The sequence below is a fragment of the Anaeromassilibacillus sp. An172 genome, assembly GCF_002160515.1.
GTDB classification, from domain to species: Bacteria; Bacillota; Clostridia; order Oscillospirales; family Acutalibacteraceae; genus Limousia; species Limousia pullorum.
In genome coordinates this window covers 80,788-103,548 of the sequence record NZ_NFKS01000008.1, presented here as the reverse complement: position 1 = coordinate 103,548, position 22,761 = coordinate 80,788, and the positions used below count along the sequence as shown (strand labels likewise).

Sequence of the window (22,761 nt, the reverse complement as noted above, 5' to 3'; positions counted from 1 at the left end):
AAGCCTACTGAAATTTCAGCCTCGCCACTCAAAAGGGAACTTCACAAACCCTGCAAAGCAGTGCGCTTCCAGCCACGGCGCACATTCTCTGGGCAATGCTTTTGGGAAAGCTACTTCCTTTGTCATCGTGTTATCATCAGCTATCTTTGTAATATTATCATTTTTTTGTGAAATATGCAAGGGCTTTATTGAATTTTTTTCGGATATATGTTATCATATACAATATTAGCCGAAAACCCTCTAATAGTTTGTGAGTTTTATCTACAAAAGAAACTGAGAGTTTACGGCGTATATCAACAAATAATTTATTTTAAAAAGGGTAAGATAACGGCATAACCTTTCCTCATGTTTCGGAAAAATAAAAGGCTTTGCCGGACGGAAAATTCCCGTCGGAAAGGAAAATATGGACATCTTCGTGGAACAGCTTGTTAAAAAGAAAAGAAAAGCGGTTGACTATGCCACTGTGGCACTGGTTATTATGATCGGTCTTATTCTTGCCGGACTTTCAGTGCTTCTGGTTATTATGTTTGCGCCGTTTATGCTGATTTTGTCATTCATCGTTGTGTTTGCTTTTATTTACCTTGCAATCTTTGTAGCTCAGGGAACAAATCTTGAGTTTGAATATGCAGTGACCAACGATTTTCTTGTTATTGACAAAATAATTGCAAAGAAAAGAAGAAAAAATCTCGTGGATATAAAAATTTCCACAATAGAAAATTTCTGCAAATTTACCGACCCAAAACTTCAGAGCATTAAAATCAACAAAAACGTATATGCCTGCGAGGATTACAACAATGACGATACATACGTTATAACCTACCGTGACCCGAAATTCGGTACAAAGGCTGTAGCCTTTACACCTAACGATGAAATCTTCAAGGCAATGCGCCCATACTTGAGAAGAGAAATCATAACAGAACTTTACTACAAAAAATAAATACAATTCAGGCGGCAGTAATTTTGCCGCCTGTCTTTTTAACGGAGTGATTTTAAATGTCAAACAACACACCACTTATTACAAAGGAATTTTTAAAGGATAAAATTAAATCCCGTCCCATAGATTCAAACAAGGGAACTTTCGGAAATCTTCTTGCAATCTGCGGAAGCTACGGCATGGCAGGTGCGGCAATGATGGCGGCAATGGGCGCTTTACGTTCCGGCGTTGGTCTTATGCGCCTTGCAATCCCCGAAAGCATTTATCCCATTGCGGCGGTAAGGCTTCCCGAGTGCGTTTTCCACCCAATAAAAACCACAGACAAAACCTTTTCACAGAGCAACTGTACAGAGCTTTTAAAGCTTTGTGAAACAGCCTCCGCTGTGGTTTTGGGCTGCGGCATGGGCTGGAATTTCTTCACCTCATCAGTAACCGAAAGAATAGTTGAAAGCTGTGCCGTTCCCATGGTAATAGATGCGGATGGTCTAAACTGCGTAAGCGAACATATAGATATATTAAACAGTGCAAAAGCTCCCGTAATAATCACACCTCACCCGGGAGAAATGGCAAGGCTCACAAAAACAACCATAGAGGAAGTTCAAAGCAACCGCATTGAGTGCGCCTGCAATTTTGCAAAAAAGTACAATGTAATAACAGTCTTAAAGGGCGCCGGAACGGTTGTTGCCTCACCCACAGGCGAACACAGGGTAAACACCACCGGAAATCCGGGAATGTCCACAGGCGGAAGCGGCGACATTCTCGCAGGAATTGCAGGCTCGTTATTGGCTCAGGGATATTCACCCTTTGACGCCGCCTGCCTTGGCGTGTTTGTACACGGTCTTGCCGGCGATATAACCGCCAAACAGCAGGGCATGATTTCCATGCTCCCCACAGACACCCTTAGAAACATAGGCAAGGCTTTCTTTTTTATAACCGACCAGTAAATGTAGGATATATAAATCAACTTCCGTTTCAGGTCGGACGAAACTTTTTTATCTCCGCCTTGCAAGGATTTAGTTTAGAAATAAAGTTCATTTCAAGGCGGGCGAGACGTTTTCCTTATTCTTCGGAATGGCTCACCCACATATGGGGTTAGTTAAAGTATCAATCAGCAAATATCAAGAATGATTAGTTAAAAGAAAAATAAAGAAATAAAAACTATTTAATGAAAATAGAGGTATTATATTATGAAAAAAATTTTTCTTTTATCTTCGGCAATTCTTATAATTATGTGGGCGGCGATTTTTTCCGGATGTTCTCAAAAGGAAATTTCTCCCCAAAAGGCTGACCTTTCCTTTGACTGCTCGGCAAATATAAACTGCAAGGGTCTTAAGTACACGGCGGACATAAGCTACAGCGAAAATTCTCCGTTGATTATTGAAATCACCTCGCCGGAAAGTCTTTGCGGTCTTAAAACAGGATTTAAAGGCGATGTTTTCAAGTCCGGTATAGGTGAAAAAATTTGTCAGACCGAAAACCACTATCTCCCCGACACAAGTCCATCCCAGCAGCTTTACAATTTTATTGAATATCTTTCCTCAACGCCACAGATAACCCCTTATGCTGAGGAAAACGGTCTTTTGCTCTGCAAAGGTAAAATCTATTCAAAGGAATTTGATTTTGCACTGGATAAAGCAAGCGGAAAGGTGGTTTCCTATTCCTCTGATGATGTAAAAATAGAATTTATTTTTAATATGTAAAACACAATTCCCAGGCAGTTATAGTTCTGTAAAGGAATAATAAAAATAATATTGCAAAGGGTTGTTGTGTGTGATATACTCATGATGATTATATGCATCAAAAGAATTTAAATATAACGGAGGTTTTATAAATGAGCAAAATCACAAAACAATCTATAATCGGCGATGTTCTGGACATGTATCCTGATACAGCAAAATATTTCCTTGAAATCGGTATGCACTGCCTTGGCTGTCCTTCTGCAAGAGGCGAATCAGTAGAAGAGGCTTGCATGGTACACGGCAAGGACGCTGACGAGCTTGTTGCAAAGCTCAACGCTGCAATCGGAGAATAAAAATATGCATACACTTTTTACACCGGACAACAGACTTGCCCTCTGCGCAAGCTTTGTCAGGGATAAAGTAAAGGTGGCAGACATAGGAACAGACCACGCTTATCTTCCCGTATGGCTTTGCCTTACGGGAAAAGCTGTTTCTGCGGTTGCCGCCGATATTAACCCGGAGCCTTTAAGCCGTGGAGAACTGACCATAAAAAAATACGGCGCAGAGAAGCTTGTAAAAACAAGGCTCAGCGACGGACTTAAAAATATTAAAGAAGATGAAGCCGACGATATAATAATTGCCGGTATGGGCGGAGAGCTTATAGCCAAAATTATGGACAACTGCCCTTTTTCAAAAAATCCGGAAAAAAGATTTATTTTACAGCCCATGACTAAATGCAGTGAGCTTATAAAATATCTCTGTGAAAACGGGTTTGAAATTTTAAGACAGGACACCTGTAAGGAGGGCAAAAAGCTTTACACCGTTATGCAGGTATGCTATAGGGGAGAAAAAATCCCCCATGAGGAAGATTTTTTATATCTCGGCATCTTAACGCCGGAAACAAATGAAAACCACAGGGAATACGCAGAGCTTATACTCAGCCGTCTTGAGAAACAGCAGAGAAGCAACCCGGGTTTAAAAAATGTTTCCGAGATTATTAGGAAAAGATGTGAAAATAATGTATAACGAAAAAGCATATCCAACACCAAGGGACATAATAGCATTTACCCAGACCTTTGCTCCATTGGAAACCGCTATGGATTTTGACAACAGCGGCTTTCTTGCCGGCGATATAGACGGCGAAATCAAAACAGCGATTTTGGCTTTGGATATAACAAAGGATGTTGTTGAGGAAGCAAAAGAAAAAGGAGCACAGCTTATAATAAGCCATCACCCAATTATTTTTAATCCTGTTAAAAATGTTATGGCGGATACCGCCCTTTACTCCCTTATACGAAACGGACTTTCCGCCCTTTGCCTGCACACAAATCTGGATTTAGCCGCTGACGGCGGAGTAAACATGTGCCTTGCAAAGGCTGCGAATGTTCAAAACCCACATTTTGTTGAGGGCGAATGTCTTGTTATAGGCGAGCTTTCAGAGCCTGTAACAGCAGAGAGATTTGCCTACGGTTTAAAGGACGCTTTGAACTGTCAGGGACTTAGGGTTGTAAATAAGGAAAAGACTGTTCAGAAAATCGCCATGTGCTCAGGTGCCGGCGGAGATTATGTATTCCTTGCCAAAAAGCTGGGCGCCGACCTTTTGCTTACAGGAGAGATAAAACACCATGAAATCCTCTTTGCCGCAGAAAACGACATGAGCGTTGTTGACGCAGGTCATTATAAAACAGAGGATATTGTAATAGCACCATTGGCAAAACGCCTTTCCAATCAATTCCCAACGGTGAATTTTTTAATTTCCGAAAGATACACAGACGGAGTTTCCTATATTTGATTATAATAATTTTTACATAAAAACCAATCGTCCCCGAGGATTATACGGGGACGATTGGTTTTTTATTTTTATTTAAGAAAGGACATTTTCATAAAACAGGATGACGCCTGATTTATACATTATCGGTAAATAGCTTATTTATTCAAAGAGCTTTATCTGATATAATATATGCAGCAATTAGTCTTCTCTTGCTTCCATCATATATTTCATAAGATTCTTTGCGTCTTCAATACAGTTGCATACAACATTAAGGCGAGATATCTTTCCTGACGGTGCAGAAGCGAGACAGCCTATCAAAGCTCTGAGCTTTCTGTCGTTTCTGATGTCGTATTTTGTGCCGTCATCGGACTTAAGATAAACAGGCTCTTTGCAGTTGTCAATTACCTCAAAAAAACTTTTAACGTCTGCAATATTGCAAAATGTCATTCCAATCTGATTGCTTTTCATATGAATACCTCCGCTTCAGATTTTGTGAACCTGTTTGGTTCCTGCAATAATAAGATACATCTTAATAGGAAATTTTACAATAACAATTCAGACCTATAACATAACAAAACCGACTAAGGAGATTTTATGGCCCTTCAAGACCCCAATCTGTACATAGGACAAAATAACCGAGAACTTAAACCCCACGGAACTCCCGATTTCCCCTGCGCCGGCTACAAAAGCCAAACCTATATTCAGTGGCACTGGCACGAGGAAACCGAGCTTATTGCGGTTCATTCCGGTAAAATCAAATTAAAGCTCACAAACGGAACCTATGAGCTTTCCGCAGGCGACGGAGTTTTTATAAACACAAACACCCTCCACTGTATAGAGCTTTTATGTGAGGGAACCGTTCTGCACTCCCTTGTTTTTTCAAACTCGCTTATATACGGTTCAAGGTACAGCGTTTTTGCGAGAAAATATGTTTTTCCAATATCCGAGTCCCACCAGGTTTTAAAATCAATTCTCCTGCGCCCGGATACCCCATGGCAGAAAAACGCCTTGACCTGCATTGAAAACGCCTACTGCGCCATACGTGACGACAACCCGGGATATGAGTTTGAGGTTAGAGAAAACCTTTCACGTTTCTGGTATTTGATGTTTATCAATACACAAATCCAAAATATTATTTCACAGAACACAAACAACGATTCCGTTAGAATAAAGCAAATGCTTCGCTATATTCATGTTCATTACGGTGAACAAATAAATGTCTCCCACATAGCGTCAGCCGCCAACGTGGGAGAACGTGAGTGTATGAGATGTTTTAACAGAACTATTTCCATATCCCCCACACAGTATCTTTTAAAATACCGCATGGGTCAGGCTTCCTATTTTTTGAGAACCTCCATGATGACAGTTTCGGAGGTTGCCTCTGCCTGCGGCTTTAACAACTCCTGTCATTTTACAAAAACTTTCAAAAAATATTTCAACTGCACCCCCAGCGAGTACAGAAAAAAATACAAGTAAAGGAGGTTATCCTTGTGAAAATAAAATTCACAAAATCTTTTGTTTGTCTTTTTCTTATTCTTTTCACCTTTGGCTTTACTGCAAAAGCCGAGGAAGCTGTGCAGGCTTATCTTGAGTTTGACACAACCAGCACAAAGTCAGAAATTAGGGTTGATGTTGTTATAAAACCCAGTTCATCTGTTGGAGCATTTCAGGCTGAATACGGTTATAATCCCGCATACCTACAGCTTAAAAGCATTTCTTCAAACGGCGGCAAGGTTTACAGCAACGACGAAAACGGAAACATCGGCGTTATTTACATGAACGATGTTCCCTCTGATGAACATGTTTTGACCCTTAAATTCAAGGTTTTACAGGAGGGCAGCTCCGACATTACCGCCTATTATTCCGAAATTCTCTCCACCGGAAATTCGCCGCTGGAATTTGTAAACAACAACGACTGTGAGATTTCAGTAACCTCAACGGGCGTTACCTCCACATCAAAAACCGCCTCCAAAACCTCCTCTTCCTCATCGGGAAAAGTGTCGGTTATAAAGGACGATGATGGCAAAACTCCCACCGTGGAAAAGACTACAGAAAACCAATCGGGCTTACAGGACTTTTTCAGCTTTCAGTCCGACAATCCTGCCTTTTGGGCTTTGTGCGGCGCATTGGTTACAGCCGCTGTGGTTTTGATAATCTTCACCAGCTACAAAATGGGAGTTAAAAAAGCGCAGTCAGACAAGGAAGCAAAGAAGTCCGAGGACACTGACAAGGACTCTTAAAAACTTGTTCCGTATGTCCCTGTGAGAGGGTCTTTGAACAGGTTTATCTGAGGCGGATTAAATGATGCATAGGCGGTAAACACAAACAAAATTGCAAAACCTGCCAGAGAAATAAACACCCATTTATCCGATGAGAGCTTTCCGCTTTTGATTATTTTATAGCGCAGATAATATGTTACAAAAACACCTATAAAAAATGTGGCTATGTCCGCTATCATAAAGTTTTGACCTATTATTCCCGTATAGGTGTAAAAAGCGGCGGTTATGGCGAACATTCCCGCAAGGATGGAAATAAAAAGCGCTGGGAAAAAGTTTTTATAATTTTTCCCGTAAATAAACCACTCCACAATCCCAACCAAAAACGCAGGGGTTAACAGCAGTTTTAAATGCTCCCATGTGCTTTCGTTTACTGCGGCAAACATTCCCACAAAGTTATTATTTCCCGAAAACTCATAGACAAAGTGAAACAGGGTTCCCATAACCGAAGTGACTGCGGCTGCAATCCATGAATATTTTTTTAACTCTTTCAATCAGGCTCCTTCTTTCTATAGTTTATTACTCTGAAAGTATATGACATACCTGATGAAAATATTATCGAATAGGGTCGCTTTATAAAAACAAAACGCCGGAAAAAACCGACGTTTTATTTTTTGCAATGTTTAATTGTTTCAGAAAATAATAAAAACCCGACTGATACAAAATCGGGTTATCATAATCAAAACAGAAACCGTTTAGTCAATTCCCACGCTTCTTCTTCTGCCGTTGACAATTTCCGGCTTTCCGTCTTTTTTATCCGGCATAGAATCCTCTATCTGCATCATAACCGACCTTTTCAATCTTTCAAGGAATTCAGTCTGACGTGTTCCGTAACCTGTGTTGCTCTTTTTAGGCGGGATATTTGATGCTCCGGGAAGGCACTGCATCCTAACAACTATCCCCTCTTCTTTTATCACGTCAAACAGTTCGCTGATTGTCTTGCAATGGTCAATTCTTGACAGCAGGGCATTTTTTGAACGCTTTTTCTTAACGGGTTTCTTCTCCATTTTCTCACGCCCTCCACAAACAAGTCTGAGTTCATTATACATTTTTAGCCGACAATATTCAAGGAGTTTTTTAAAATTATTTGCACTTTATTATTTCTGTGGTATTATATCTATGTAACAAATAAAACAAAGGAGAAATCTTTATGGACAGAATTGCAAGCTTTTGTATAAATCACGACACATTGGTTCCGGGAGTATATGTTTCAAGAATTGACGGTGACATAACCACCTATGACCTGCGCTTCATTAAGCCAAACACTCCCCCATATCTTCCAAACCCCACAATGCACACAATAGAGCACCTTTTCGCAACCTATGTGAGAAACAGCGCTCTCAAGGATAAGGTTGTTTATTTCGGCCCTATGGGATGCCGCACAGGTTTTTATTTTCTCATAAAAGATACCGACGAGAAAACAGCCTTACAGCTTATCAAGAACACAATAAAAGAATGCATGGAACATGAGGGTGAAATCCCCGGAAGCACCGCTGTGGAATGCGGCAACTACCTTGAACACGACCCTAAGGACGCTAAAGATAAGCTTCTGTGGTACTACGGAATAATAAAAGACCTTACAACCGAGGATTTAAAATATCCCCTTTAATTAAATCATAGAAAGGACGGTTATTATGGGCAGATTTTATCACGTTACATCATGCAGGAATTTAAAATCAATAGAGGAATACGGCCTTGAACCCCAGTACGGATTTCTCTCCGAAATGATGATGGAAGAAAGGTCCGCAGTATATCTTTTTAAAGACCTAGACGAGGTAGTATACGCCATGAATAATTGGATGAACTACATAACACATGTTTATTATAAAGAGGACTTGATTCTTTTGCAGATAGATTTGCCCGATGACTTCAGACTTATTGAAAGACACGGCTGGGAAGCCATAAGCTATAAAACAATCCCCTGGGAATGTATCTCAGTAATAGATTTTCCGGATTTGGATAAGGGAAAAACAGAACATTCCACAGAATCAAATAATTCTATAAATGAATAATAAAAAAACCATCGTTTATAAAAGATGTGACATCGGATGTGTTATGCCGTTAAATAAAAAATATAATCCGCCCCTACGACATTAATTCTATAAAAGAACAATAAAACAATCTCACCGAAAGTGAACCATTCCGAAAACTAAGCAAAAGTTTTCACCCCGCCTTGAAACGATGTTTATTTCTAAAACAAAGTTCCGCAAGGCGGAAACAAAAGTCTCGCCCGCCTTGAAACGAACTTTATTTTTAAGCCAAACCTTTGCAAGGCGGAAATAAAAAACTTGATAATGGGGTGAGGTTGTGATATAATTCTTTTTTAAAGAAGCCTTTGGCTTGTTTACTTTAAATTTCTTCGCCGCAGAAAACCCGAGTTTTCTGCGGCGTAAATTGAAATTAAGGGAGGATTAGAAAGATGAGAAGTGATTTGATGAAATCCGGCCCTACAAGAGCGCCTCACCGTTCTCTTTTAAAGGCTATGGGTATTACTGAAAGCGAGATGAAAAGACCCTTTGTAGCCGTTGTAAACGCTCAGAGCGACTACATTCCGGGACACAAGCACTTGGACGAGATTGCCGACTGCGTTAAGGCGGGTATCAGAAACGCCGGCGGTGTTCCTTTTGAGTTTGGAACTATCGGCGTCTGCGACGGTCTTGCTATGAACCATAAGGGCATGAAGTATTCCTTGTGTTCAAGAGAGCTTATTGCCGATTCTATAGAGATTATGCTTACCGCTCATCCACTTGATGCGGTTGTATTTATACCAAACTGTGACAAGATTGTACCGGGTATGCTCCTTGCTGCCTGCCGTCTTAATCTGCCTTGCGTATTCGTAAGCGGCGGCCCTATGATGCCTGGACAGCACAAAGGCGAGAGATACGGACTTTCCGAAATGTTTGAAGCTGTAGGAAGCTTTGCAGTCGGAAAGATTGACGAAAAAGAGCTTACAGAGCTTGAAAACGCTGCATGTCCAACCTGCGGTTCCTGCTCAGGTATGTACACAGCAAACTCCATGAACTGCCTTACAGAGGCAATCGGTCTGGGACTTCCGGGAAACGGAACAATCCCGGCTGTAATGTCAGCACGCCGCCGCCTTGCAAAGGAAGCAGGCGAAAGAGCTATGGAGCTTTTAAAAGCCAATATCAGACCTTCCGACATTCTCACTAAGGACGCATTTGAAAATGCTTTGAGATGTGAAATGGCTATGGGATGCAGTACAAACTCCGTTCTCCATTTGACCGCTGTTGCCTATGAAATGGGCGTTCCTGTTGACCTTGAGCTTATAGATGAGATAAGCAAGACAACTCCTCAGATTGCAAAGCTCAATCCGGCAGGCAAGATTTTCATTACAGACCTTGACAATGTAGGCGGTATTCCTGCAGTAATGAAAGAGCTTTCAAAGAAAAATCTTATCCACACAGACTGCCTTACAGTAAGCGGAACTGTAGGCGACAGAATTAAGGATTCCAAGGGCGCAGACGGCGAGATTATTAAGCCTATAGACAAACCTGTAAGACCTGACGGCGGAATTGCAGTTCTCAAGGGCAACATCGCCGAAGAAGGCGCAGTTGTTAAACAGGGCGCAGTTGCTCCGGAAATGATGTTCCACACAGGCCCTGCCCGCTGCTTTGACAGCGAGGAGGCAGCTTCCGAGGCAATCCTGGGCGGCAAAATCAACAAGGGCGACGTTGTTGTTATCAGATACGAAGGCCCTAAGGGCGGCCCTGGCATGAGAGAGATGCTTGCACCTACCTCAGCTCTTGCCGGCATGGGACTTGACAAGGACGTAGCTCTTATCACAGACGGACGTTTCAGCGGCGCAACAAGAGGCGCTGCAATCGGCCACGTTTCTCCTGAGGCTGCCGCAGGTGGCACAATCGCCCTTATTAAGGACGGCGACCGGATTACCGTTGACATCAACAACGGCAGACTTGAGCTGAATGTTTCAGCTCAAGAGCTTGAGGAAAGAAAGAAAACCTGGACAGCTCCGAAGAAAGAACTTTCCGGATATATCAAGAGATATGCAAGCCTTGTAACATCAGGAGCAAAAGGCGCAGTCTTTGAAAAGTAATATTTGTATAAGTTGCATATAGAAAAAAATTGAATAAAAATTAGTGAAATTGCACAATTCACCTCTTTGCTAATTGGTAAAGGGGTGAATTTTTTTATTTATAGTAAAATTATACAAAATTCTACTTGCAATCATTTATATAAATGTGCTATAATCAAACCATCGTTATGAAACTAATTGTAAAAAATTAACGAAATTTGACATATAGCCAAACTAAGTTATGAAGGGAGATAATGTAATTGAAACAGTACGACGCAAAAAAAATTCTCAATATTGCACTTGCAGGTCATAGCGGTGCAGGAAAAACATCAGTGGCTGAGTCCATGATTTACCTTGCAGGTCTTTCCGACAGAATCGGCAAGATTGCAGACGGCAACACTGTGCTTGACTATGACCCGGAAGAAATAAAGAGAAAGGTTTCCGTTATTACGGCTGTTGCGCCTATCGAATGGAAAAACACAAAGATAAACATAATCGACACTCCCGGTCTCTTTGACTTTGAGGGCGGAGTAAGAGAGGGTATGCGTGCAGCCGACTCAGCTTTGATAGTTGTTTCCGGTAAAAACGGCGTTGACGTAGGAACAGAAAAAGCCGTTAAGCTTGCCGATAAAATGGGACTTACAAAAATGTTCTTTGTAAACGGTCTTTGCGACGAAAGCGCACGTTTCTACAGAGTTTTTGAAACTCTCAAGAGCACTTTCGGCCCTGCAGTTTGCCCTGTTATAGTTCCTTACATTCAGGACGGAAAAGCAAACGTTTATGTTAACCTTTTTGAATACAAGGCTTATAAATATGAGAACGGAAAAATGAGCCAGACAGATATGCCTGATATGGGCGACAGACTTGAGGGTCTGCGTGTTGCTATCAAGGAAGCCGTTGCAGAAACTTCCGAGGAGCTTCTCGACAAGTTCATCATGGGCGAAGAGTTTACACCTGAGGAAATCATTCTCGGCGTTAGCCAGGGTGTTAAGGACGGTTCTATCCTTCCTGTATTCTGCGGCGACGCTCAGAACACATTCGGTATCAACCAGCTTCTTGACAGCCTTACATGGCTTGCTCCAAGCGCTGCCGACAAGGGTTCAGAGTTTGGCGTAGACACAAACGGCGACCCTGTTGAGATTTCCGTAAACGAAAACGGCGCAGCTGCTGCTATCGTGTTCAAGACAGTTGCTGACCCATTCGTTGGTAAGCTTTCATATTTCAAGGTTATTTCCGGAAAAATTTCCACAGATACTCCTCTTATCAACATGCGCACAGGCAACCAGGAGAGAATTACAAAGGTTCTCATAGTAAGAGGAAAGAAGCAGGAGGATGCTTCCTATGTAGGCGCAGGCGACATCGGCGCAATTCCAAAGCTTCAGAACACAATTACAGGCGATACACTTTGCGCACCTACAAGAAAGGTTGTGCTTGACGGAATTACATATCCAAACCCAACATACACAATGGCTATATATCCAAAGACCAAGGGCGAGGAAGAGAAAGTCGCCGCAGGTCTTGCAAAGCTTGCAGAAGAAGACCCAACAATCAAGTTCGGCATGAACACAGAAACCCACGAAATGATTATTTCCGGTATGGGTGAACAGCATCTTGATGTTATAGTTTCAAAACTTAAAAATAAATACAATGTTGACGTTGTTCTCAAAGAACCAAAGATTGCCTACAGAGAAACAATCCGCAAGAAAGTTTCCGTACAGGGACGTCATAAGAAGCAGTCCGGCGGTCACGGTCAGTTCGGTGATGTTTGGATTGAGTTCGAGCCATGCGACTGCGACGATTTGGAATTCGCAGAGAGAGTTGTAGGCGGCGCAGTTCCTAAGGGCTTCTTCCCTGCTGTTGAAAAGGGACTTAGAGACGCTATCCAGAAAGGACCTCTCGCAGGATATCCTGTAGTTGGACTTAAAGCCACACTTTACGACGGTTCTTATCATCCGGTTGACTCCTCTGAAATGTCCTTTAAGATGGCTGCTGCAATAGCTTACAAAAACGGTATGCCACAGGCAAATCCAACACTTTTGGAGCCTATCGGTTCTCTTAAAGCTATGGTTCCTGACAACAACATGGGCGACATCATGGGCGAAGTAACCAAGCGCAGGGGTAGAGTGCTTGGCATGACACCAGGTGAAGACGGCATGCAGGTTGTTGAGGCTGAAGTTCCAATGGCAGAAATGCACGACTTCTCCACATATATCCGTCAGGTAACTCAGGGCAGAGGCAGCTTCACATTTGAATTTACACGCTATGAGGACGCACCTGCAAACATAGCTCAGAAAATTATCGAAAACGCTAAAAATGAGGGTAATGTATAATTTAGCTTGCAGATAAAATAAATAACGATTACAAGAAGATGTATGTATCTTTAAACTACAACCGGACAGCTCCCGCTGTCCGGTTATTTTTTTGTCCGCCGTGCAAAGGTTATTTTAAGAAATTAACGTCGTTTCACGGCGGGCGAGACGTTTCCCGCAGTCTTTGGAATGGCTCGCTCACAGTTAAGTTTTTTATTTTATTTCCGCCTTGCAAGGGTTTAGTTTAAAAGTTAAGTTCATTTCAAGGCGGGCGAAACCTTTTCCGCAGTCTTTGGAGTGGTTCACTCACAGTTAAGTTTTATTTATTTTTATTTTCGACCCGCAAAGGGAGGATATAAAAAATACCCACATGGTAAAGTAAAAAACCAAACCATGTGGGTAAATTGTTTTTATGTAAAACTCTTATGTGAGCGAGCCATTCTGAAAACTAAACAGAAGGTTTCGCCCGACCTGTGATGATGTTTATTTCCAAAAATAACCTTTGCAGGTCGGTTATAAAATAAGGGAGGTGCCGGTCATTTCTTCCGGCTGCTCGAGACCGAGGATCTGGAGCATTGTTGGAGCGATGTCAGCAAGCTTACCGCCCTCACGGAGCTGGCATGGGTAGCCGATTACGCAGAAAGGTACAGGATTTGTTGTGTGAGCTGTGAACGGTGAACCGTCATCCTCAAACATCTTGTCAGCATTTCCGTGGTCTGCTGTGATAAGGGAAACGCCGCCCATCTCTGCAATAGCGTCTGTTACCTTGCCAACACATGCGTCAACTGCTTCTACAGCCTTTACAGCTGCGTCAAACACGCCTGTGTGTCCAACCATGTCGCAGTTAGCAAAGTTGAGAATAATAACGTCATACTTGCCGCTCTTGATAGCTTCTGCGCACTTGTCAGCAACTTCGTATGCGCTCATCTCCGGCTGGAGGTCATAGGTTGCAACCTTTGGAGAAGCAACAAGAATTCTGTCCTCGTTCTCATAGGTCTTTTCAACGCCGCCGTTGAAGAAGAATGTTACATGAGCATACTTCTCTGTCTCGGCAATTCTCAGCTGTGTAAGACCCTTGTTGGAGATGTACTCGCCGAATGTATTGTCAAGGCTCTGTGGCTTGAATGCAACCTGTACGTTAGGCATTGTAGCGTCGTACTGGGTCATGCAAACGTATGTAAGAGGGAAGAAGCCTTTCTTTCTCTCAAAGCCGCTGAAATCAGGGTCAACAAATGTACGTGTGATTTCTCTTGCTCTGTCAGGTCTGAAGTTGTAGAAAATCATGCTGTCGCCGGCACCGATTGGTGCTGCTCCGTCGATAACTGTAGGAACAACAAACTCGTCGGTTACGCCCTCAGCATAGGAAATAGCTACTGCCTCTACAGGGTCTGCGCACTTAACGCCTTCGCCGTAAACCATTGCGGAGTAAGCCTTTACAACTCTCTCCCAGCGGTTATCTCTGTCCATTGCGTAGTATCTGCCCATTACTGTAGCAATCTGTCCAACGCCGATTTTCTTCATTTCTTCAACGCAGGCTGCTACATAGTCCTTGCCGCTTGAAGGAGGAACGTCACGTCCGTCAAGGAATGCGTGAACATAAACCTTTTCAAGGCCCTTCTTCTTTGCAAGCTCAAGAATACCGTAAAGGTGTGTGTTGTGACTGTGAACGCCGCCGTCTGAAAGAAGTCCCATAATGTGGAGAGCTGTTCCGTTCTTAACTGCGTTGTCGATAGCGTTGCAGAGAGCTTCGTTCTGGAAGAAATCGCCGTCCTGGATAGACTTTGTAATTCTTGTAAGCTCCTGATAAACAACACGGCCTGCGCCGATATTTGTGTGACCAACCTCACTGTTTCCCATCTGTCCGTCAGGAAGACCAACGTCCATACCGGAAGCGCCTATCTGTGTAACAGGGTTAGATGAGAAAAGTCTGTCGATATTTGGCTTATTGGCGGCTTTGATAGCGTTGCCCTTGTCTCCTGCAATGCCGAAGCCGTCAAGAATCATTAAAATTAAAGGTTTTTTCATTTTATAGTAGTCCTTTCAAGAATTTATCGAAAATTTATTTCTATAATTCAAGAATTATTTTGAAGCTGCCTTAACGATAGCTGCAAACTTCTCTGCAACCAGGGAAGCGCCGCCGATAAGACCGCCGTCAACATGCTCTTTGCTCAAAAGCTCGTCTGCGTTGCCGTCGTTCATAGAACCGCCGTACTGGATTGTTGTAGCCTCAGCAGCCTCTGCGCCGTAAAGGTCAGCAAGTACGTTTCTGATGATGCCGCAAACTTCGTCAGCCTGGTCAGCAGTAGCTGTAAGACCTGTGCCGATAGCCCATACCGGCTCGTAAGCGATAACGATTCTCTTGAGTTCCTCAGCTGAAACGCCGCCGAGAGCAACCTTTGTCTGAAGAGCAACCAATTCAGCTGTGATGCCCTGCTCACGCTCTTCCTTGAGCTCGCCTACGCAAAGGATAACTGTAAGACCTGCGTCAAGAGCAGCTCTAACTCTCTTGTTAACTGTTACGTCTGTCTCACCGAAGTACTGTCTGCGCTCGCTGTGACCGATGATAACATACTCAATACCCATAGCCTTGAGCATCTTAGCGGAAATCTCGCCTGTGAATGCGCCGGACTCTGCCCAGTGGCAGTTCTCTGCACCGATTTTTACGTTTGTGCCGGCTGTTGCTTCCAAAGCTACGCTGAGGTCAACAAAAGGAACGCAAGCGATAACTTCGCAGTCAGCGTCCTTAACGAGAGGTGTAACAGCGTTCAAAAGCTCTTTAGCCTCTGCGGGAGTTTTATTCATTTTCCAGTTACCTGCGATAATTGCTCTTCTTTTCTGCTTGTTCATCTGAAAAACATCCTTTCATGTTTTAAATTTTATCTTTATTTGGTTAATAACATTATTCAACATAGGGGCGAACAATGTCCGCCCCCGTTTTAATGGTTTTAAATTGTCAAATTATTTCTTGTCAGCGATAACTGCGATACCTGGGAGAACCTTGCCCTCGAGGTACTCAAGAGATGCGCCGCCGCCTGTTGAGATGTGGGACATCTTGTCAGCAAATCCAAGCTGGATAACTGCTGCTGCGGAGTCGCCGCCGCCGATGATTGTTGTAGCGTCTGTGTCAGCAAGAGACTGAGCAACTGCGATTGTACCCTTTGCAAGAATTGGGTTCTCGAATACGCCCATAGGTCCGTTCCAAACAACTGTCTTTGCGCTCTTAACAGCGTCTGCATAAAGCTCTGCTGTCTTTGTGCCGATGTCAAGACCCATCATGTCAGCTGGAATCTTGTCGGAATCAACAACTGTAACCTCGATAGGAGCATCGATTGGATCTGGGAAATCCTTTGTGATTGTTGTATCGATTGGGAGCAGGAGCTGCTTGCCGAGGTCAGCAGCCTTCTGAATCATCTCTTTGCAGTAGTCAATCTTTGTATCGTCAACCAAAGATGTACCAACCTCATAGCCCTTAGCCTTGAGGAATGTGTAAGCCATACCGCCGCCGATGATGAGTGTGTCGCACTTCTCCAGGAGGTTGGAGATAACGTTGAGCTTGTCAGCAACCTTTGCGCCGCCGAGGATAGCAACGAATGGTCTAACAGGAGTTTCAACAGCGTTTCCAAGGTAGTTGATTTCCTTCTGCATGAGGTAGCCAACTGCTGTATCCTTAATATGATCTGTAACACCGGCTGTTGAGCAGTGAGCACGGTGTGCGCTGCCGAAAGCGTCCATTACAAATACATCTGCAAGAGAAGCAAGCTCAGAGCTGAATGGCTCAAGATTCTTTGTCTCTTCTTTTCTAAAACGTGTGTTCTGGAGAAGAACAACGTCGCCGTCCTTCATCTCTGCAACAGCCTTCTTTGCGTTTTCGCCTACAACTGTATCGTCGTCAGCAAATACAACCTCTTTGCCGAGGAGCTCAGAAAGTCTAACTGCTACTGGAGCGAGGGAGAATTTAGCCTCAGGTCCGTTCTTTGGCTTGCCAAGGTGGGAGCAAAGGATAACCTTTCCGCCATCATTGATAAGCTTCTTGATTGTTGGGAGAGCGGCTGTAATTCTGTTATCGTTTGTGATAACGCCGTCCTTAAGTGGTACGTTGAAATCGCAGCGTACAAGAACTTTTTTACCTGCAACGTTAATGTCGTCAACAGTAACTTTGTTTAAATTCATTTCAAAAACTTCCTTTCCAATTTTAAAATTGTCCGGATATTTTAACGGACCTTACATACACCTACATTATATAACATTCGGGCATTTTTATCAAGAGTTATTGCATAAATTCACATTGTTAAAAGCCGATTTTTTATCAAATAACTGCAATAATTACAATCCCGCCTCACTCCATTTATGGCGGTGAAGCTCGCCTTTACACAAAAGCTCCGGATAATCCCACTGTCTCAGAGTTTCATAAACTCCTATAGCCACTGCGTTTGAAAGATTAAGGCTTCTCGCCTCGTCTATCATTGGAATTCTCACGGCGTTTTCCGGATACTGCATAATAAATTCCTCCGGAAGTCCCGCTGTTTCCTTTCCGAAAATCAGATACGCACCGTCCGGGTATTCCACATCTGAATGTCTATTCAAGGCTTTTGTTGTAAAAAGGAAATATTTTCCTCCCTTTGTTTTTTCCAGAAAATCATCAAGGCTGCTGTAATAGGTTATATCCAGCAAATGCCAGTAATCAAGTCCTGCTCTTTTAAGCTTTTTATCATCAACCTTAAATCCCATTGGTTCAACAAGATGAAGTCTTGCACCTGTTGCGGCGCAGGTTCTTGCTATATTTCCCGTATTCTGGGGAATTTCCGGTTCAACAAGCACTATATTTAATTCTGCCAAAAATTATCACCTCTATCTTATTGTAAAACGGATAGAATATAATTGCAAGACAATTCTTGCACAGTTGATTTTAAAAAGAAATTACAAATATATTTTTTCTCGGAGGTAATTTAAAATGCAGAAAAGTACAATGAATGTAGTTAAAGGCGTTTCCGCAGGTCTTATGACGGGGATGGCTGTTGGCTATATCGGCAAAAAAATGATGGACAAAAACGGAAATCAAATCAAGAAAAAGGCTTCAAAAGCCGTTCAAACCATGGAAAATCTCCTGGACACCGCCCAATATATGCTCAAATAGTTTTTTATATCCGACGGGGATAGGTTAAGCTTGAAATTAGCTCACGTTTTCCGTCGGGCGAATCTTTTATTTCCGACCTGCAAAGATTTAATCTGAACGTAAGGTTCTGCACAGGTCGGGCGAGACGTTTGGTTTAAGCGACTTGGAATGGCTCGCTCACATTGAGGTTAAATTTAAATAAAAACAAATAACAACCGTGGTTCTTTATTTTTTAAACCACGGTTGTTATTATATGTATTTTTATGTAACAATCAATTCGTAGGGGCGGATTATCATATCCGCCCGGTCGCAGTGAGAGTTCTGTTAAAAATAAGTTATTTTATAACGATTAAATTCACCGACAGATGAACCAATTCCACATTTTCAAAATATGTTTTAGGTTGGGTTTATTATTCAACATCCTCTCCGTAAACGTCATTATTTTTATCATTCGCCGTTGATAATTACATAAAAGAAAAATAAAACTCAAACCGAATTACAGGACTCTATATTTGCACAATAGGTTCCCATTGAGGCGGCGGTATGGGCGGTGGTGCTATTTCTGCAAACCAGTGGAATCTGAGAGCCAAGCTCGTACACACCGCACAGTTCAAACAGTGCGCCGCAGAATGTTATTTCCGGCACATCTTTGGGTCTGAGCTTTTTATACTGCTCTGGAACATCCACTGAATAATCCCAATAGCACTGACACTGCAAAGGAACCGATGGTTTATCACTGCTTATAATTACGCAGTTACCCTTTGGATATATTTTCTCACGTATAGGCTCAAGGGCTATTACAAAGTCACAGTTTTCCAAATCGGTAATATTTGATGACAAAGAAAAAACCGCTCCTTTTTCCTCCAGCATCATATCAGCGCACGGTGAATAAATTTCCGGAGCATATGTAACCACTGTGAGATTTCTTGTGCAGTCCAAAAGAAAAGCCGGCAGGTCGCTGTTTTCCCCGTCCGGGTCAAAAAGTCCGATTTTAACATTAGTGTTTTCCCTGCTCATTCTCTGGGCGGCGGCAACGGCGAAATTTCCGCATAGCCTTTCCCTGAGCTTTCTATCCGAAAAGCATCTCACACCGGCTGGAAGCAAACTTTTTCTTTCTCTGTCGCAGACCACAAGCTTTTCCCCGTCCAGCTTTTTCAAAAGCTTCTCACGGTTTATTCTGCCGTTTTTAATAACGCAGGTTATCTTTTTAGCTGTAATTCCTCCCGACTCCGTATAGGTTTCCGCAACACTGCCTTTTCCAAAAGCAAAGGGAAAAGTCTTTTTCTCTTTTTCTTCAAAGCTTATAAACGTAAACAAAAAAATCACCCCGACACAACAAAATGTTTGATAACAAATTATTATGCCGGAGTGACCCGTGTTATGTGTTTAATTAAAGATTACCAGTTTAAAACCTCTTTGCCCTCTTTTTTAAGGTGCTTTCTTATTGAAATAGCGCCGCCGATTACTCCTATAGCCATACCTGCAACAATAAATCCAACAGCAACGTAAACAAACACGCTCATAAACGGAATAGTATTGAAAACAAATATGCTGTTTATGGCAGATACCAAAATATCATAGATAAAGTACATTGCCCCGGAGGCTATTATTCCGGAAATCAAACCAATCATCATACCCTCGATTATAAAGGGAACTCTGACAAAGTGGTTTGTAGCTCCCACGGATTTCATTATGCTTATTTCAAATCTTCTTGAGAACATTGACATTCTTATTGTATTTGAAATTATAAACAGTGAAATCACAGCCAGTGCAATAACTATCCAAATACTGAGGTTTGTTATTGTTTCGTTAAGGCTTGTCAGCTTGTTTGCCACATCTCTTGTGTTTCCCACAGAGTCAACGCCTTCGATTGCCATTATCTGCTGTACCGTTTCGTCGTATTTTGAAAGGTCATTGAAAGTGACTTTAAATGCGTGAGGCAGAGGGTTATTCTCTCCCTGCATGTTGGCAAAAATCTCTTCGCCCAGTTCTTCTCTGTATTCCTCTATTGCGTCGTCACGGGAATAAAAATCCACCGTAAGCACATTCCCAAGTTTACTAAGCTCGTCCCCTATTGCCATTGCGTCAGCTTCGGCAGTGATAGATTCATCCAGGTAAACCGTTGTGACGTTGGAGTCCCCAACCTCTTCCACCATAAGCTTTACATTCATGGAGAACAAAGCCGCTGTACCTGTAAGAAGCATTCCCGCAATGAGAACGCCTATTGACGCCAGCGTCATCATTCTGTTATGGGCCATATTTTTAAAACCCTCTTTTAAAAAGTACATATATTCACCTGCTTTTAATCAGTTTTCGTTTTCTATATCCTTAATCAATCTGTTCACTCTCTCGTGTATTTCGTCGTAATTATCAGAGTATGTTGTTTCAGTTTTGTTTTCGGAAATTTCATCAAAGCCTGCAAATCTGTCCTCAGACTCTCTTTCCTTTTTATTCCTTTCCTTGTAATACTCTTCGGCTGTGTCCTTAACAATCTTACCTCTTTTCATCTTTATAACACGTCCGTTAAACTTTGTTACAAGGTTATGCTCATGGGTTACAACAAGGACTGTTGTTCCCATTTTATTTACCTCTTTCAAAAGGTTCATAATTTCGTAAGAGCGTTTCGGATCCACATTTCCTGTAGGTTCGTCGGCGATAATAAGTGAAGGCTCGTTTGCCAAGGCTCTGGCAAGGCTCACTCTCTGCTGTTCACCGCCAGAAAGCTCGCTGGGGTGACGTGTGCCCATTCTCTCAAGACCGACAAGCTTTAAAACATAGGGAACTCTTTTTTTGATAACGCTTTGTTTTGTTCCTGTAACTCTCATGGCGAAAGCCACATTTTCAAAGACGGTCATTTTATCAATCAGTCGGAAATCCTGAAAAACAATTCCCATTGTTCTTCTGAGATAAGGAACCTGGCTTCTTCTCATTTTGGTAAGGTCTCTGCCGTTTACAATAACTTTACCTTCGCTCGGGGTTTCCTCACGCATGATAAGCTTGAGCATTGTGCTTTTGCCTGCTCCCGACGGGCCTACAATAAACACAAACTCTCCGTCTTCTATTTTTAGATTTATATTTTCCACGGCATGGTTTCCCTCCGGGAAAGTTTTGGACACGTTAATGAATTCTATCATTTACACATCTTCCTTTTTCTCATTTCTCAAAAGAGAAAACATTTTATTTGTTAAAAATTGAAACATTGGTTTCAAAACTGTAACCTTTAGGGTTAATATATACTATTCTGTCATAATTGTCAACTAAAAGCGAATAATTGCTAGGTTATGGTAATATGTTAGTTTAAAAAAGTGATATTTTTTTAATTTTTCCGCAAAGACAAAATAGCCGGCACTCACTAAAGAGTGCCGGCTGCAAAATATTCAGTTATCAGTACTTTGTAGGATTAGCTGTCAGGTACTTTTTAACCATAAGAGCTACCTTGAACACAATAGCGTCCTCGAACTCACGAAGGTCAAGACCTGTAAGCTTCTTGATTTTCTCAAGTCTGTATACAAGTGTATTTCTGTGTACGAACAGCTTTCTTGATGTTTCTGAAACATTCAGGTTGTTTTCAAAGAACTTCTGAATTGTAAACAGTGTTTCCTGGTCAAGGCTTTCGATAGAGCCTTTCTTAAACACCTCTTTGAGGAACATCTCGCAGAGAGTTGTAGGAAGCTGATAAACAAGTCTTGCAATACCCAGATTATCGTAAGTAACGATTGTGCGCTCTGTATCAAATACCTTTCCTACCTCGATTGCAACCTGTGCTTCCTTAAAGGAATGAGCCAAGTTCTTGATACCTGTAACTGTTGTACCGATACCAACAACACATCTTGTGTAGAATTCGCTTGTGAGTGTATCTACAATTGAGCTTGCAAGCTTTTCCAAATCCTTGCTGTCGATGTCAGGCTTGATTTCCTTTACAAGAACGATATCTGTTTCGTTGATATTGATAACGAAGTCCTTGTTCTTGTCCGGGAAAAGATTTTGAATAACGTCAAAAGCGGAAATATCTGTCTTTGTAAGTATTTTAATAAGAATACAAACTCTTGAAACCTCGCTGTTGAAACGCAGCTCTCTTGCTTTAAGATAGATGTCGCCTGGGAGCACGTTGTCCAAAATTACGTTTTTAATGAAATTGCCTCTGTCGTATTTCTCGTCATAATACTGCTTAACACTTGAAAGTGAAATGGCGAGAACCTGAGCATATTTCTGAGCCAGCTCGTCGTTTCCGGAAACAAAAACAGCATACTCGTTTCTTCCGTTATTGCCGAAAGACTTAAAGGTATGACCGTTTATTACAAAAGGTGCAGTTGTGCTGAGTGACTCCGAATTAAAATTATTGACAACCTCGCCTATTCTGCCCAGCTCGGAACATGCAATGACAACCGATGTTTCGTCAACAACGCCGATAGTTCTGTCGATTGTATCTCCCATCTGATGAATTATACCTTGAAAAAGTCTGTTTGACATTTTAATATCCTCCGCTTCTCTATAATCTTGCCACTTTCCCGACCTACGGAAAATAACAGAAAACCGTCAAAAAGACCCGGCTTTCCATTTTTTTGTTACATATACATTTTACACAATTTTTTTAAAAAAATCAACCTTTATTTTTTGTTTTTTCT

23 protein-coding genes, 1 pseudogene and 1 other annotated feature (1 of these 25 only partly in view) are annotated in these 22,761 nt (G+C 42.1%); of the genes and pseudogenes, 13 read left to right on the top strand and 11 right to left on the bottom strand.

The window, feature by feature from the left end; translation table 11 throughout:
• Window positions 1–135 (bottom strand) — a binding site (T-box leader); it reaches 89 nt to the left of the window's first position.
• 268 nt (window positions 136–403) lie between these two features.
• From B5F08_RS05630 to B5F08_RS05605, 6 genes are all read left to right on the top strand, one after another.
• Window positions 404–937, top strand: a complete 534-nt coding sequence (locus B5F08_RS05630; protein ID WP_087377231.1) for a DUF6106 family protein — start codon at window positions 404–406, stop codon at window positions 935–937.
• 56 nt (window positions 938–993) lie between these two features.
• Entirely contained in the window at window positions 994–1,878 is an 885-nt protein-coding gene (locus tag B5F08_RS05625; RefSeq protein WP_087377229.1) for an NAD(P)H-hydrate dehydratase, read from the top strand.
• A gap of 243 nt (window positions 1,879–2,121) precedes the next feature.
• Window positions 2,122–2,634, top strand: coding sequence for a hypothetical protein (locus B5F08_RS05620; protein ID WP_087377227.1), 513 nt, complete (start codon window positions 2,122–2,124; stop codon window positions 2,632–2,634).
• 131 nt (window positions 2,635–2,765) lie between these two features.
• Complete coding sequence (locus B5F08_RS05615; protein WP_087377225.1) at window positions 2,766–2,966, top strand: DUF1858 domain-containing protein; 201 nt, start codon at window positions 2,766–2,768, stop codon at window positions 2,964–2,966.
• Between the two features lie 4 nt (window positions 2,967–2,970).
• Entirely contained in the window at window positions 2,971–3,639 is a 669-nt protein-coding gene (locus B5F08_RS05610) for a class I SAM-dependent methyltransferase (protein WP_087377223.1), read from the top strand.
• Entirely contained in the window at window positions 3,632–4,405 is a 774-nt protein-coding gene (locus B5F08_RS05605) for a Nif3-like dinuclear metal center hexameric protein (RefSeq protein WP_087377221.1), read from the top strand. Before B5F08_RS05610 ends, B5F08_RS05605 begins: the two co-directional genes overlap by 8 nt.
• Window positions 4,406–4,582: 177 nt before the next feature.
• On the opposite strand, the gene B5F08_RS05600 is transcribed toward B5F08_RS05605, so the two are convergent.
• Complete coding sequence (locus B5F08_RS05600; protein ID WP_087377219.1) at window positions 4,583–4,852, bottom strand: hypothetical protein; 270 nt, start codon at window positions 4,850–4,852, stop codon at window positions 4,583–4,585.
• A 126-nt stretch (window positions 4,853–4,978) separates the two neighbouring features.
• Here B5F08_RS05600 and B5F08_RS05595 point away from each other — a divergent pair, with 126 nt between their 5' ends.
• Complete coding sequence (locus tag B5F08_RS05595; RefSeq protein ID WP_087377217.1) at window positions 4,979–5,860, top strand: helix-turn-helix domain-containing protein; 882 nt, start codon at window positions 4,979–4,981, stop codon at window positions 5,858–5,860.
• Between the two features lie 14 nt (window positions 5,861–5,874).
• On the top strand, window positions 5,875–6,624 hold the full coding sequence (locus B5F08_RS05590) for a cohesin domain-containing protein (protein WP_087377215.1): 750 nt from the start codon (window positions 5,875–5,877) through the stop codon (window positions 6,622–6,624).
• Here B5F08_RS05590 and B5F08_RS05585 read toward each other — a convergent pair.
• Together B5F08_RS05585 and B5F08_RS05580 are read right to left on the bottom strand one after the other, a co-directional pair.
• Entirely contained in the window at window positions 6,621–7,154 is a 534-nt protein-coding gene (locus tag B5F08_RS05585; RefSeq protein ID WP_087377213.1) for a DUF6512 family protein, read from the bottom strand. The genes B5F08_RS05590 and B5F08_RS05585 overlap by 4 nt on opposite strands.
• Before the next feature lie 201 nt (window positions 7,155–7,355).
• Window positions 7,356–7,667 carry a hypothetical protein gene (locus B5F08_RS05580; protein ID WP_087377211.1) on the bottom strand — a complete coding sequence of 104 codons (312 nt, stop codon included), beginning with the start codon at window positions 7,665–7,667 and terminating at the stop codon, window positions 7,356–7,358.
• A 143-nt stretch (window positions 7,668–7,810) separates the two neighbouring features.
• Between B5F08_RS05580 and B5F08_RS05575 the strand changes: the two genes are divergently transcribed.
• The 4 genes from B5F08_RS05575 to B5F08_RS05560 all read left to right on the top strand — a co-directional run bounded on the left by B5F08_RS05575 (window position 7,811) and on the right by B5F08_RS05560 (window position 13,044).
• Window positions 7,811–8,269, top strand: coding sequence for an S-ribosylhomocysteine lyase (locus B5F08_RS05575; protein ID WP_087377209.1), 459 nt, complete (start codon window positions 7,811–7,813; stop codon window positions 8,267–8,269).
• 25 nt (window positions 8,270–8,294) lie between these two features.
• Window positions 8,295–8,672, top strand: a complete 378-nt coding sequence (locus B5F08_RS05570; RefSeq protein WP_087377207.1) for a hypothetical protein — start codon at window positions 8,295–8,297, stop codon at window positions 8,670–8,672.
• 407 nt (window positions 8,673–9,079) lie between these two features.
• On the top strand, window positions 9,080–10,735 hold the full coding sequence (ilvD, locus tag B5F08_RS05565) for a dihydroxy-acid dehydratase (RefSeq protein WP_087377205.1): 1,656 nt from the start codon (window positions 9,080–9,082) through the stop codon (window positions 10,733–10,735).
• Window positions 10,736–10,974: 239 nt separating this feature from the next.
• Window positions 10,975–13,044 carry an elongation factor G gene (locus tag B5F08_RS05560; RefSeq protein ID WP_087377203.1) on the top strand — a complete coding sequence of 690 codons (2,070 nt, stop codon included), beginning with the start codon at window positions 10,975–10,977 and terminating at the stop codon, window positions 13,042–13,044.
• 492 nt (window positions 13,045–13,536) lie between these two features.
• On the opposite strand, the gene gpmI is transcribed toward B5F08_RS05560, so the two are convergent.
• From gpmI to trmL, 4 genes are all read right to left on the bottom strand, one after another.
• Complete coding sequence (gene gpmI / locus B5F08_RS05555; protein WP_087377201.1) at window positions 13,537–15,048, bottom strand: 2,3-bisphosphoglycerate-independent phosphoglycerate mutase; 1,512 nt, start codon at window positions 15,046–15,048, stop codon at window positions 13,537–13,539.
• Window positions 15,049–15,102: 54 nt separating this feature from the next.
• Window positions 15,103–15,870, bottom strand: a complete 768-nt coding sequence (tpiA, locus tag B5F08_RS05550) for a triose-phosphate isomerase (protein ID WP_087377199.1) — start codon at window positions 15,868–15,870, stop codon at window positions 15,103–15,105.
• Window positions 15,871–15,981: 111 nt separating this feature from the next.
• Complete coding sequence (locus B5F08_RS05545) at window positions 15,982–17,193, bottom strand: phosphoglycerate kinase (RefSeq protein WP_087377197.1); 1,212 nt, start codon at window positions 17,191–17,193, stop codon at window positions 15,982–15,984.
• Window positions 17,194–17,346: 153 nt separating this feature from the next.
• The gene (gene trmL / locus B5F08_RS05540; protein ID WP_087377195.1) at window positions 17,347–17,859 is read right to left on the bottom strand and encodes a tRNA (uridine(34)/cytosine(34)/5-carboxymethylaminomethyluridine(34)-2'-O)-methyltransferase TrmL; all 513 of its coding nucleotides are present in this window, start codon (window positions 17,857–17,859) and stop codon (window positions 17,347–17,349) included.
• A gap of 115 nt (window positions 17,860–17,974) precedes the next feature.
• Between trmL and B5F08_RS05535 the strand changes: the two genes are divergently transcribed.
• Window positions 17,975–18,157 (top strand): hypothetical protein, encoded by a 183-nt coding sequence (locus tag B5F08_RS05535; protein ID WP_087377193.1) that lies wholly within the window; start codon window positions 17,975–17,977, stop codon window positions 18,155–18,157.
• A gap of 465 nt (window positions 18,158–18,622) precedes the next feature.
• Here B5F08_RS05535 and B5F08_RS05530 read toward each other — a convergent pair whose 3' ends face one another.
• From B5F08_RS05530 to B5F08_RS05515, 4 genes and pseudogenes are all read right to left on the bottom strand, one after another.
• The gene (locus B5F08_RS05530; RefSeq protein WP_087377191.1) at window positions 18,623–19,453 is read right to left on the bottom strand and encodes a hypothetical protein; all 831 of its coding nucleotides are present in this window, start codon (window positions 19,451–19,453) and stop codon (window positions 18,623–18,625) included.
• A gap of 80 nt (window positions 19,454–19,533) precedes the next feature.
• The gene (gene ftsX, locus B5F08_RS05525) at window positions 19,534–20,424 is read right to left on the bottom strand and encodes a permease-like cell division protein FtsX (protein ID WP_087377189.1); all 891 of its coding nucleotides are present in this window, start codon (window positions 20,422–20,424) and stop codon (window positions 19,534–19,536) included.
• A 168-nt stretch (window positions 20,425–20,592) separates the two neighbouring features.
• Window positions 20,593–21,270 (bottom strand): annotated as a pseudogene (gene ftsE / locus B5F08_RS05520) (cell division ATP-binding protein FtsE); the annotation flags it as partial.
• A gap of 250 nt (window positions 21,271–21,520) precedes the next feature.
• Complete coding sequence (locus B5F08_RS05515; RefSeq protein ID WP_087377185.1) at window positions 21,521–22,606, bottom strand: PucR family transcriptional regulator; 1,086 nt, start codon at window positions 22,604–22,606, stop codon at window positions 21,521–21,523.
• Between the last annotated feature and the right edge of the window lie 155 nt (window positions 22,607–22,761).